Source organism: Frondihabitans sp. OV104 (assembly GCF_057787745.1).
This window is the reverse complement of the sequence record NZ_CM173541.1, coordinates 331,340-343,557: the sequence shown is the minus strand read 5'-3', so window position 1 is coordinate 343,557 and position 12,218 is coordinate 331,340. Positions and strand designations below refer to the sequence as shown.

8 protein-coding genes are annotated in these 12,218 nt (G+C 67.9%); 1 reads left to right on the top strand and 7 read right to left on the bottom strand.

Annotation, left to right across the window (positions count from 1 at the left end):
- Window positions 1–166 precede the first annotated feature (166 nt).
- From typA to AC3CBB_RS01670, 5 genes are all read right to left on the bottom strand, one after another.
- Entirely contained in the window at window positions 167–2,074 is a 1,908-nt protein-coding gene (gene typA / locus AC3CBB_RS01690) for a translational GTPase TypA (RefSeq protein ID WP_123506205.1), read from the bottom strand.
- 170 nt (window positions 2,075–2,244) lie between these two features.
- The gene (locus AC3CBB_RS01685) at window positions 2,245–4,005 is read right to left on the bottom strand and encodes a dipeptide ABC transporter ATP-binding protein (RefSeq protein ID WP_488625748.1); all 1,761 of its coding nucleotides are present in this window, start codon (window positions 4,003–4,005) and stop codon (window positions 2,245–2,247) included.
- A complete protein-coding gene (locus tag AC3CBB_RS01680) occupies window positions 4,002–4,958 on the bottom strand; it encodes an ABC transporter permease (protein ID WP_488625747.1) in 957 nt (318 codons plus the stop codon). Before AC3CBB_RS01680 ends, AC3CBB_RS01685 begins: the two co-directional genes overlap by 4 nt.
- Window positions 4,948–5,877 carry an ABC transporter permease gene (locus AC3CBB_RS01675; protein WP_123506208.1) on the bottom strand — a complete coding sequence of 310 codons (930 nt, stop codon included), beginning with the start codon at window positions 5,875–5,877 and terminating at the stop codon, window positions 4,948–4,950. Before AC3CBB_RS01675 ends, AC3CBB_RS01680 begins: the two co-directional genes overlap by 11 nt.
- A gap of 153 nt (window positions 5,878–6,030) precedes the next feature.
- Window positions 6,031–7,668 (bottom strand): peptide ABC transporter substrate-binding protein, encoded by a 1,638-nt coding sequence (locus AC3CBB_RS01670; protein ID WP_370454090.1) that lies wholly within the window; start codon window positions 7,666–7,668, stop codon window positions 6,031–6,033.
- A 324-nt stretch (window positions 7,669–7,992) separates the two neighbouring features.
- Here AC3CBB_RS01670 and AC3CBB_RS01665 point away from each other — a divergent pair, with 324 nt between their 5' ends.
- Window positions 7,993–8,769: a CPBP family intramembrane glutamic endopeptidase gene (locus AC3CBB_RS01665; RefSeq protein ID WP_488625746.1), complete on the top strand. Its 777-nt coding sequence runs from the start codon at window positions 7,993–7,995 to the stop codon at window positions 8,767–8,769.
- 183 nt (window positions 8,770–8,952) lie between these two features.
- Here AC3CBB_RS01665 and gcvP read toward each other — a convergent pair whose 3' ends face one another.
- Window positions 8,953–11,841 carry an aminomethyl-transferring glycine dehydrogenase gene (gene gcvP, locus AC3CBB_RS01660; protein ID WP_488625745.1) on the bottom strand — a complete coding sequence of 963 codons (2,889 nt, stop codon included), beginning with the start codon at window positions 11,839–11,841 and terminating at the stop codon, window positions 8,953–8,955.
- Window positions 11,838–12,212 carry a glycine cleavage system protein GcvH gene (gcvH, locus tag AC3CBB_RS01655; RefSeq protein ID WP_488625744.1) on the bottom strand — a complete coding sequence of 125 codons (375 nt, stop codon included), beginning with the start codon at window positions 12,210–12,212 and terminating at the stop codon, window positions 11,838–11,840. The genes gcvP and gcvH overlap by 4 nt, the downstream gene beginning before the upstream one ends.
- Window positions 12,213–12,218: the final 6 nt, after the last annotated feature.

Below are 12,218 nucleotides of genomic sequence, written 5' to 3'. Positions count from 1 at the left end.
ACCGGCCAGCACGACCCGGAACGCCCCCGCTCTCTTCCTGAGGCGGGGGCGTTTCGCGTGCGGGTGCCGCGCCAGAGACGCCGCGTACGACGAACGCCCCGCCGTTCCTGCGTCAGAAGATCTGCGCAGGAACTGCGGGGCGTCGCGTTGCGCCGGCGGGGTGCGCCTAGGCGTTCTGCTTCTTGAGGCGGGCGGTCGAACGCTGGCGCGCGGACGCGTCGAGCTCGACCTTGCGGATGCGGATCGCGTCGGGGGTGACCTCGACGCACTCGTCGTCACCGGCGAACTCGAGCGCCTCTTCGAGCGAGAGCACCTTGGAGGGCGTCATCGACTCGAAGTTGTCGGCGGTCGACTGACGCATGTTGGTCAGCTTCTTCTCTTTGGTGATGTTGACGTCCATGTCGTCGGCGCGCGAGTTCTCGCCCACGACCATGCCCTCGTAGACCTCTTCAGTCGGCTGCACGAAGAACGACATGCGCTCCTGCAGGTTGATGATCGCGAAGGGGGTGACGACTCCCGAGCGGTCAGCGATGATCGAGCCGTTCGTGCGGGTCTGGATCTCGCCGGCCCAGGCGTCGTAGCCGTGGCTGATGCCGTTGGCGATGCCGGTGCCGCGCGTGTCGGTGAGGAACTGCGTGCGGAAGCCGATGAGGCCGCGCGCCGGGATGATGAACTCCATGCGGACCCAGCCCGAGCCGTGGTTCGCCATGTTCTCCATGCGGCCCTTGCGTGACGCCATGAGCTGCGTGATCGCGCCCAGGTACTCGTCGGGGACGTCGATGGTCATGTGCTCGAACGGCTCCTGCAGCTTGCCGTCGACGCGACGCGTCACGACCTGCGGCTTGCCGACGGTGAGCTCGAAGCCCTCGCGGCGCATCTGCTCGACGAGGATGGCCAGCGCGAGCTCGCCGCGACCCTGGACCTCCCACGCGTCGGGGCGTCCGATGTCGACGACCTTGAGCGAGACGTTGCCCACGAGCTCGCGGTCGAGGCGGTCCTTGACCATGCGGGCGGTGAGCTTGTGGCCCTTGACCTTGCCGATGATGGGCGAGGTGTTCGTGCCGATGGTCATCGAGATGGCCGGGTCGTCGACCGTGATGGTCGGCAGCGGGCGCACGTCGTCGGGGTCGGAGAGGGTCTCGCCGATCGTGATGGTGTCGAACCCGGCGACGGCGACGATGTCACCGGGACCCGCGCTCTCGGCGGGGTAGCGCGAGAGAGCCTTGGTGATGAGGAGCTCGGTGATGCGGGCGTTCTGCACGGTGCCGTCGGACTTCACCCAGGCCACGGTCTGGCCCTTCTTCAGCGTGCCGTGGAAGACGCGCAGGAGGGCGAGGCGGCCGAGGAACGGCGACGCGTCGAGGTTGGTGACGTGCGCCTGAAGGGGGTGCTCGTCGTCGTAGGTCGGAGCCGGGACGTGCTGGAGGATCGCCTCGAAGAGCGGCTCGAGGTCGTCGTTGTCGGGCAGCGAGCCGTTCTCGGGCTTGTTCGTCGACGCGGCACCGGCGCGGCCGGAGGCGTAGACGACGGGAACGTCGAGGATCGCGTCGAGGTCGAGGTCTTCGACCTCTTCCGCCAGGTCGGAGGCGAGACCGAGCAGGAGATCCTGCGACTCGGCGACGACGTCGTCGATGCGCGCGTCGGGGCGGTCGGTCTTGTTGACCAGGAGGATCACGGGAAGCTTCGCGGCCAGGGCCTTGCGGAGCACGAAGCGCGTCTGGGGCAGCGGGCCCTCGGACGCGTCGACCAGCAGTACGACGCCGTCGACCATGGAGAGGCCGCGCTCGACCTCGCCGCCGAAGTCGGCGTGGCCCGGTGTGTCGATCACGTTGATCGTGATGGCACCGTCGGTCGCGTGCTTGCCGTTGTAGAGCACCGAGGTGTTCTTGGCGAGGATCGTGATGCCCTTCTCGCGCTCGAGCTCGTTGCCGTCCATCATTCGGTCTTCGGTGTCGAAGTGCGCGTCGAACGAGTTCGTCTGCTTGAGCATCGCGTCGACGAGAGTGGTCTTGCCGTGGTCGACGTGGGCAACGATTGCCACGTTGCGCAGGTCACTGCGGATGGCAGTCGCCATAGTTGTACGTCCTTTGGAAGAGGGATTTGGGAGAAAGTCGAGAGGGGCGATCATGGCCCCGACCTCAAGAGTCTACCTGCCAACGGGTGAACAGCAGATTTCGTCCTCCGAGGGCTTAACGGGCGGCACCCCGCGAACCGGGGTTCGCGGGGTGCCGGACGAGGCTGCGCCTACTTGCCGAACGCGAAGTTCGCGCCCGGGATCGCCTCGAGGAGATCGCGGGTGTACTCCTTCGACGGATTGCTGAAGACCTCGTCGGTCGACGCGCTCTCGACGATCCGGCCCTTCTGCATCACTGCGACCTTGTCGGCCACCAGGCGCACGACCGCGAGGTCGTGCGTGATGAAGAGGTAGGTCAGGCCGAGCTCCGACTGGAGGTCGGTGAGCAGGTTCAGGATCTGGCCCTGCACCAGCACGTCGAGGGCGGACACGGCCTCGTCGAGCACGATCACGTCGGGCTTGAGCGCCAGGGCGCGCGCGACCGCGATCCGCTGGCGCTGACCGCCGGAGAGCTCGTTCGGGTAGCGGTTGATCATCGAGATCGGAAGCGACACCTGCTCGAGGAGCTCGCGGACGCGAGCCTGACGGCTCGCGCTGTCGCCGACGCCGTGCGTGATGAGCGGCTCCGCGATCGTGTTGCCGACGCTGTAGACGGGGTCGAGGGATCCGTACGGGTCCTGGAAGACCGGCTGGACGCGGCGGCGGAAGTTGAACAGGTCCTTGCCGGCCAGAGCGCCGACGGAGCTGCCGCCGACCGTGACCGTGCCGGATGTGATCGACTCCAGCTGCAGCACCAGCTTCGCGACGGTCGACTTGCCCGAGCCGGACTCCCCCACCAGCGCCATCGTCGTGCCGCGCGGGATCTCGAAGGACACGTCGTCGACGGCCTTCAGCTCGGTCGACTTGAAGCCGCCCTGACGGATCTTGTAGACCTTGGTCAGGTTCTCGACCTTGATGAAGTCGGGCGCCTCGTGCTTGGCGATCTGCTCGCGCTCGTGCGCGGCCTGGAGACGGCGCGCGTCGTCCGAGCCCGCTTCGGCGACGGCGTCGCCGTGGACGGCCGACGGAGCGATCTGCGACTGGATGCGGCGGCTCGCGAGGCTCGGAGCCGCAGCCACCAGGCGCTGCGTGTACGGGTGCTGCGGGTTCGCGAGGATCTCCTGCGACGGGCCGGACTCGACGACGCGGCCCTTGTACATGACGACGAGCTTCTCGGCACGCTCGGCGGCGAGGCCGAGGTCGTGCGTGATGAAGAGCACCGAGGTGCCGTAGTCGCGGGTCAGGGTCCCGAGGTGGTCCAGGATCCGGCGCTGCACCGTCACGTCGAGAGCCGAGGTGGGCTCGTCGGCGATCAGGAGCTTCGGCCGGGCCGAGAGGCCGATGCCGATGAGGACGCGCTGGCGCATACCGCCCGAGAACTGGTGGGGGAACTGCTTCAGGCGGGTTCCTGCGTCAGGGAGACCGGCTTCTTCGAGGACCTGGATGGCGCGCTTGCGGACGTCCTTGCCGGAGGCCACGCGGTTGGCGCGGATGGCTTCTTCGACCTGGAAGCCGATCGACCAGACCGGGTTGAGGTTCGACATCGGGTCTTGCGGCACGTAGCCGATCAGACGACCGCGGATGTCCGAGATCTCGGGCTTCGGCAGCTTCACGAGGTCGCGGCCCTCGAAGAAGATCTCGCCGGCCGTGACCTTGCCGGTCCCGGGAAGCAGGTCGATGATGCTCGTCGCGGTCGTCGACTTGCCCGAGCCGGACTCGCCGACGATCGCGAGGGTCTCGCCCTGACCGAGGGTCAGGTCGACGCCGCGGACGGCCTCGACGTAGCCCGACTGGGTCTTGAACCCGATGTTCAGGCCTTTGATCTCGAGCAGCGGAGCGCCCTTCACCACGCCGTTCGCAGCCTGGGTCTGAGTGTCGGTCGTGGTGGTCATCGGCGGGCCCTCGCCTTCGGGTCGAGGGCGTCGCGCACGACGTCGCCCATCATCAGGAACGAGAGAACGGTGATGCTCAGCGCGGCGGCCGGCCAGAACAGCGGCAGCGGTGCCGTGCGGAGCGTCGTGCGAGCGTTGTCGATGTCGCCACCCCACGAGACGGTCGTGCCCGGCAGGCCGATGCCGAGGAACGACAGGGTCGACTCGGCGACGATGAACGTGCCGAGCGAGACGGTGGCGACGACGATGACCGGCGCGATGGCGTTCGGCACCACATGCCGCAGGAGGATCCGGAACCGGGAGACGCCCAGAGCGGTCGAGGCCATGACGTAGTCCGTCGCTGTCGCGCTGATGACCGAGCCGCGCATGATGCGCGCGATCTGCGGCCAGGCGAACAGGGCGAGGATCAGCGCGACGGTGAGCGGATTGCGATCGGTGATCGTCGACATGACGACGATCGCACCGAGGACGGTGGGGATCGAGAAGAAGATGTCGCCGATGCGCGAGACGACCGCGTCGAGCCAGCCTCCGTAGTAGCCGGCGAGCGAGCCGATGACCACGCCGACGACGGTCACGAGGACCGTTGCGAGGATGCCGACGAGGAGCGAGGCACGGGTGCCGTAGATCACTCGGGAGAAGACGTCGTAGCCCTGGAACGTGAAGCCCAGCGGGTGACCGGACCGGGCCCCGGCGTTGCTGTTGGACAGGCTGTTCGCCTGCGGGCTCACGTGCGTGAAGAGTCCGGGGAACAGAGCGATCACGATCACGAGGACGATGAGGACCCCCGAGATCCAGAACAGCGGGCGGGTGCGCATGGAGTCCCAGGCGTCGCGCGCGCTGGAGCGGGGCTTCTCGGACTCGTCGACCGCGTCGACGGCCTTGAGCGGCGTCTCCTCGAGGTCGGCGACGTAGTGGTCGGGCGACAGCTGGCCCGGAGTCGTGCTACTTGGCATAACGGATCCTGGGGTCGAGGAGAGCGTAGAGGAGGTCGACGAGCAGGTTCGCCAGCATGAAGATGATGACCATCACGGCGACGAACGAGACGACTGTCGGCCCCTGCTGGAGCTGGATCGCCTTGTAGACGGTTCCTCCGACGCCCTGGATGTTGAAGATTCCCTCGGTGACGATGGCGCCGACCATGAGCGATCCGATGTCGACGCCCAGGTAGGTGACGACGGGGACCAGGGAGTTGCGCAGGATGTGGACCGAGATCACGCGACGGCGCGGAAGGCCCTTCGCTGTGGCGGTTCGCACGAAGTCGGCGCTCATGTTCTCGGAGACCGAGGCCCGAGTGAGGCGGACGATGTAGGCGAACGAGACCGTGGCCAGCACGATCGCCGGCAGGACGAGGTCGCCCCAGGGCGCTTCGGGACTCACCGTGACCGCGAAGAGGCCCCACTTGATGCCGAGGAAGAACTGGAGCAGGAAGCCGACGACGAAGGTCGGGACCGAGATCAGCAGCAGGCTGACGACGAGCGCCGAGTTGTCGAAGATCTTGCCTTTGCGCAGACCCGAGATCAGACCGACCAGGATGCCGGCGACGGCCTCGAAGAGGAGGGCCAGCATCGAGAGTCGGAAGGTGATGGGGAAGGCCTGCTTGAGCTGGTCGATGACCGGGATGCCCGAGAAGGTGGTGCCGAGGTTGCCCTGGAAGAGGTGCCCGATGTAGATCAGGTACTGGACGATGAACGGCTTGTCCAGGTTGAACTGAGCACGGATCTCGGCGATGACCTGAGGGCTGGGCTGCTTGTCGCCGTACAGTGCTGCGACCGGATCGCCTGGCAGGGCGAAGACCATGAAGTAGATGAGGAACGTCGCCCCGAAGAAGACGGGGATCAGTTGGAGGAGGCGCTTGCCGATGTACCAGAGCATCAGTCGTCCTCCCCGGTCTGCGAAAGCAAGAGGTCTATCTGCGAAGTCATTCGTGTCGCAATCATGGGGAATGGAGGGAACTCACCAAAAGGTCCGGGGTGAGAAACCCACCCCGGACCCTTCAGTTGTTTGTAGTGAGGTTACGCGAACTGGCTAGTTCTTGGTGACCGCGTAGTACAGCGGCGTGGAGTCCCAGCCGAACTTGACGTTGGACACCTTGGTGCTCCAGACGCCGACCTCGTTCGAGTACCACAGCGGGATGGCGGGGAGGTCCTGGAAGAGGACGGTCTGCGCCTGCTGGTAGATCTTGTTGGCGTCCGCGACCGTGGCCTGCGAGCTGCCCTTCTTGACGAGGGCGTCGAACTCGGAGCTCGAGTACTTGCCGTCGTTCGACGATGCACCCGTGACGTACAGCGGGGCGAGGAAGTCGTTCAGCGACGGGTAGTCGGCCTGCCAGCCAGAGCGGAAGGCACCGCTGGTCTTGCCACCCGCGACGTCATCGCGGAATCCGCCGAACGTCGGGTACGACTGGCCAGCGGCCTTGATGCCGAGCACGTTGGTGATGCCGTTGGTGACTGCGTCGACCCAGCCCTTGTGGCCGCCGTCGGCGTTGTACGCGATGGTGAAGGTGCCGGTGAACGGCGAGATCGCGTCAGCTTCCTTCCACAGCTCCACAGCCTTCGACTTGTTGTAGTTCAGGACGTCGTTGCCCTCGACGTCAGCCGAGTAGCCGTCGATCACCGGGGTGGTGAAGTCCTTGGCGGGCGTGCGGGTGCCCTGGAAGATCACCTTGGTGATCTGCGAGCGGTCGATTGCGAGGGAGATCGCCTCGCGACGCAGCTTGCCTTCTTTGTCTTCCTTGAAGTGAGCGAGGTTGCTCGGAATCGTGAAGGACTGGAAGATCGCGGCAGGCGAGTTGGAGAAGTGGTCCGGGAAGTCGGACTGGTACGTGGCGAAGTTGGCGTCCGGCACGGTGTCGTCGATGTCGAGGTTGCCGGCCTGCGCGTCAGCGTAGGCGGAGTCGAGACCGGTGTAGAAGGAGAAGTTCAGTCCGCCGTTGACGGGCTTGCGCGAGCCGGCGTAGTCCTTGTTGGTCACGAGGTCGATGCCCACGTTGTGCTTCCACGCGGTGGCCGACTTGAGCTTGTAGGGGCCGTTGCCGATCGGGTCCTGACCGAAGGCCTTGGTGTCCTTGTAGAAGGAGGAAGGCAGCGGGTAGAAGGCCGAGTAGCCGAGGCTGAGGGGGAAGTCCGCCTGCGGCGCGAGGAGAGCGACCTTGAACTCGGTCGGGCTCACGACGGTGAGGTCGAGCTGCGAGCTCTTCGCGCCGTCATAGCCCTTGAAGTTCGCGAAGAAGGACGACGCGGTCTGAGCGTTCTTGAGGTCGGCCGCCCAGGCCCACGCCTTCGTGAACGACTCGGCGGTGACCTTCGTGCCGTCGGTGAAGGTCCAGTCGTCGTTGAGCTTGATGTCCCAGTTCTGCTGGTCGTCGGAGGTGATGCTCTTGGCGACCTCGTTGACGATCGCGCCCTTGGCGTCGTAGCTGACCAGTCCGTCGAAGAGCTGCGTGACGATCCTGCCGCCGCCGGTCTCGGTGGTGTCGGACGGGATGAGCGGCTTCTGCGGCTCGGTTCCGTTGGCCGAGATGATCGCGGTCGCGTCGCCGGCCGCGGCCGACTTCGTCGCCGAGTCGCCGCCGGACGAGCTGCAACCGGCGAGGACCATGCTGGCCGCACCCACGATCGCAATGGCGCCGAAGAGCGGGCGCAGACGCTTACCAGTGATTTTCACTGAATGTTCCTCCTGATGGAATGTGACGCACACGAGCCAACGCGCAAGGGGCACGCCGAACGGCTCTGGATAAGAAGACCATAAGTAAACGGTTGCGAAACGCCAAACCGCGAACCAAAGCGTTACGACTTGGAAACACGCGGAGCGCATTTGTTGCGAAGTCGGTCAGTTCCTTGCGTGGATTCGCATTTACGCGCAACAATCCGTCATTTCAGGGAGTATGCAGGTGCGCCCAAGCTTCGCAACTTCCCCGTCATCGTCTGACATCATGGGCCGGTGCCGATCCGCCAGCCGCTGCCATTCCGCCGACCGCTGCCGTTCCCTGTGGCCGAACCGCTGGGCTCCGGAAACACGCGCGGGCGGGTCCGAGCCGAGATCCTCATCGTCCTCGCCCTGTCGCTCGGGGCCAGCGCGGTGTACTCCGTCGTTCAGATCCTCGACCTCCTGACCCGGTCGGCTCCCCTGTCGAACCAGACCGCGCAGCTGAACACCTCGCTCGACAGCCGCGAGATCTTCGACTTCATCTACCAGGTGCTCGGCAACGGCTTCGACCTCGTGCCCGTCGTGCTGGTCGGCTTCCTTCTCTGGAAGACCGCCAGGCCCCACCTCGGGCGTCTCGGCGTCGACTTCTCGCGCTTCGGCAGAGACGCCCTGCTCGGCGCGGCCCTCGCCCTCTCGATCGGCATCCCGGGGCTGGCGCTGTACTTCGCCGGCCGCGCCATCGGGATCACCGTCGACGTCGTTCCCACGAACCTCGCCGCCCACTGGTGGACAGTGCCCGTGCTGCTCTTCTCGGCTCTCCGCTCGGGCATCACCGAGGAGGTCATCGTCGTGGCCTACCTCTTCGCTCGGCTCAAAGATCTGTCGTGGCGGCCGCTCTGGATCCTGCTCGCCGCCGCTCTGCTCCGCGGCACTTACCACCTGTACCAGGGCTTCGGCGCGTTCATCGGCAACGCAGTAATGGGCCTCGTCTTCGGCTGGCTCTACATGCGCTTCGGCAGGATCCTGCCCCTCGTCATCGCGCACTTCCTGATGGATGCGGCGGTGTTCGTCGGCTACCCCTGGGCGGCGGCCGCCTTCCCCGCCCTCTTCGGCAGCTGACACCGCTTTCGCCTCGTGACGCCGGTTATCGCCGGTGTCGCGCGGCGAAAGCGGTGTCGCCCATCGAGTCGGGCGCGCGTCGCTCGGAGCGGTGAGATGCAAGGCGGAGCCCCGGGGGCTATAGCGGAGCTATGCCCCCGGGGCGACAACGTGGCAGATTGCCGCCCCGAGCCTCGCGCGGCGCTAGGCGAAGGCCTCGACCGGTGGGCACGCGCAGAACAGGTTGCGGTCGCCGTAGGCCTGGTCGATACGGCGCACGGGCGGCCAGTACTTCGAGCGGACGAGCGAGCGCACGGGGTAGACGGCCTCCTCACGGCTGTAGGCCTCCGACCACTCGCCGAGGATGACCGACTCGGCCGTGTGCGGGGCGCCGCGCAGCGGTGAGGCGTCGGCTGCCCACTCCCCCGCGCCGACCCGGTCGGCCTCCTCCCTGATGGCGATCATCGCGTCGACGAATCGGTCGATCTCGGCGAGGTCCTCGCTCTCGGTCGGCTCGACCATGAGCGTGCCCGCGACCGGGAACGACATCGTCGGCGCGTGGAACCCGTAGTCGATCAGGCGCTTTGCCACGTCGTCGACGGTCACACCGGTGGCGTCGCGGAGGGGCCGCAGGTCGAGGATGCACTCGTGCGCGACGAGTCCGCCCTCGCCCGAGTAGAGCACCGGGTAGTGGTCGCGGAGGCGCGCAGCCACGTAGTTCGCGGCGAGCACGGCGGCTCCGGTGGCCTCGGTGAGGCCCCGGGTGCCCATCATGCGCACGTAGGCCCACGAGATCGGCAGGATGCTGGGCGAGCCGTACGGCGCCGCCGAGACCGGGACACCGGCGTGGGCGAGCCGCTCCGCGGAGACGCTCCCCGGCCGCCGGTCGGCCTGCTGCGCCAGCGGGTGCCCCGGCAGGAACGGCGCGAGGTGCGCCTTGGCCGCGACCGGGCCGACGCCGGGGCCGCCCCCGCCGTGCGGGATGCAGAACGTCTTGTGGAGGTTCAGGTGCGACACGTCGCCGCCGAACTCGCCGAAGCGCGCGTAGCCGAGCAGCGCGTTGAGGTTGGCGCCGTCGACGTAGACCTGGCCGCCGGCCGAGTGCACGGCGTCGGTGATCTCGCGGATGTCGTGCTCGTACACGCCGTGCGTGGACGGGTACGTGATCATGAGGGCGGCCAGTTCCTGCGCGTGCTCCGACACCTTCGCTCGGAGGTCGGGCAGGTCGACGTTGCCGAGCTCGTCGCACGCGACCACCACGACACGGAGCCCCGCGAGCACGGCGCTGGCGGCGTTGGTGCCGTGCGCCGACTGCGGGATCAGGCAGACCGTGCGCGCGTCGTCACCGCGCGAGAGGTGGTAGCCGCGGATCGCGAGCAGCCCGGCGAGCTCGCCCTGACTGCCGGCGTTGGGCTGCAGCGAGACGGTGTCGTAGCCGGTGACCTCGGCGAGCCAGCCCTCGAGCTGCCCGATGAGGCCGAGGTAGCCCTCGACGTCGGAGGTCGGCGCGAACGGGTGGATGTTCGCGAACTCCGGCCAGGTCACGGCCGCCATCTCGGTCGCCGCGTTGAGCTTCATGGTGCACGAGCCGAGCGGGATCATGCCGCGGTCGAGCGCGTAGTCCTTGTCGGCGAGGTGCTTGAGGTACCGCATCATGCTGGTCTCGCTGCGGTGCGTCCTGAAGACGGGGTGGGTCAGGTAGTCGCTGGTGCGCAGGAACTCGCCCGCCAGCGGCGACTCCGCCCCCGCGGGCACCTCGAACCCGAGCACCTCGCCCAGGGCGGCGAGGTCGTCCGCCGTCGTCGTCTCGTCGGTCGAGATCGCCACCGTGTCGGCGTCGACCTCGAGCAGCAGGTAGCCCCTGTCGTGGGCCGCGGCGACGATGTCGTGCGCGCGACCCGGCACCGTCAGGGTCACCGTGTCGAAGAACACGTCGGAACCGGTGGCGAGCCCTGCGGCTTTCGCCGCCGAGCTCAGGTCGACGGCGTGCTGGTGCGTCCGCCCGGCGATGTGCTTCAGCCCCCACGGCCCGTGGTAGACCGCGTACATCGAGGCCATGACGGCGAGCAGCACCTGCGCGGTGCAGATGTTCGAGGTGGCCTTCTCGCGGCGGATGTGCTGCTCGCGCGTCTGCAGGCTGAGGCGGTAAGCGGGGTTGCCGACGGCGTCCTGCGAGACGCCGACGAGGCGCCCCGGCAGCTGCCGCTCGAGGCCGGTGCGGACGGCCATGTAGCCGGCGTGCGGGCCGCCGAAGCCCATCGGCACGCCGAAGCGCTGAGAGGTGCCGACGGCGACGTCGGCGCCGAACTCGCCGGGGGCGACGAGCAGCGTGAGGGCGAGGAGGTCGGCGGCGACGACGGCGAGTCCGCCGCTCTCGTGCAGCCGGTCGACGATCGCGGCTGGGCTCCACACGCGGCCGGAGGCGCCGGGGTACTGCACGAAGCCGCCGAAGGCCTCGGGCACGTCGGCCGGGTCGACGGACGCGAGCGGCAGCTCGACGAGGCGGATGCCGACGGCGGCCGCGCGGCCGGCGAGGAGCGCCTTCGTCTGCGGGAGGGCGTCGGAGTCGACGACGAACACGTCGGAGGACGCCTTCGAGGCGCGGCGCGCCAGCAGCATGCCCTCGACGACGGCCGTGCCCTCGTCGAGCATGGAGGCGTTCGCCGTCGTCAGGCCGGTCAGCTCGGAGACCATCGTCTGGAAGTTGATGAGCGCCTCGAGGCGGCCCTGCGAGATCTCGGGCTGATAGGGCGTGTACGCGGTGTACCAGCTGGGGTTCTCGAGCACGTTCCGCTGGATGACGGCGGGCGTGATGGTGCCGTAGTAGCCGAGGCCCAGGAAGGAGCGGCTGACCGTGTTGCGCCGTGCGATCTGGCGGAGCTCGGCGAGGGTCTCCTCTTCGGAGGCGGGCTCGGGCAGCGACGTCGAGTCGAGGGCTGCCGCGCGGATGCTGTCGGGGACGGCCGTGCGGACCAGCTCGTCGACGCTCGCGTGGCCGGTGACGGCCAGCATCTGCGCCTGCGCCTCGGGCGTGGTGCCGATGTGGCGGTCGACGAACCCGCTCGCCGCGGTGCCGGGGATCAGGCCGCTCATTCGGCGGTCAGGGCGACGTACTCGTCGCGCGAGAGGAGGGCCGGGAGGTCGCCGGAGAGCGTGATCTTCACGAGCCAGCCGTCGCCGAACGGCGCCGAGTTGACCAGGTCGGGGCTGTCGACGACGGCGTCGTTGATCTCGGTGACGGTGCCGAGCACCGGCGCGAAGAGCTCGCCGACCGACTTCGTCGACTCGATCTCGCCGACGACCTTGCCTGCCTCGACGGCGGTGCCCACGGCGGGGAGGTCGACGTAGACGACGTCGCCGAGCTTGTCGGCGGCGTAGTCGGTGATCCCGACGGTCGCGGTGTCGCCGTCGATCAGGAGCCACTCGTGCTCGGCGGTGTACTGGAGGGAGGTGAGGTCTGACACGGTCGG

What these genes read in the sequence shown, in the direction of transcription:
- typA (WP_123506205.1), bottom strand. Translation starts at nt 2,074, where the DNA reads ATGGCGACTGCCATCCGCAGTGACCTGCGCAACGTGGCAATCGTTGCC.
- AC3CBB_RS01685 (WP_488625748.1), bottom strand. Translation starts at nt 4,005, where the DNA reads ATGACCACCACGACCGACACTCAGACCCAGGCTGCGAACGGCGTGGTG.
- AC3CBB_RS01680 (WP_488625747.1), bottom strand. Translation starts at nt 4,958, where the DNA reads ATGCCAAGTAGCACGACTCCGGGCCAGCTGTCGCCCGACCACTACGTC.
- AC3CBB_RS01675 (WP_123506208.1), bottom strand. Translation starts at nt 5,877, where the DNA reads ATGCTCTGGTACATCGGCAAGCGCCTCCTCCAACTGATCCCCGTCTTC.
- gcvP (WP_488625745.1), bottom strand. Translation starts at nt 11,841, where the DNA reads ATGAGCGGCCTGATCCCCGGCACCGCGGCGAGCGGGTTCGTCGACCGC.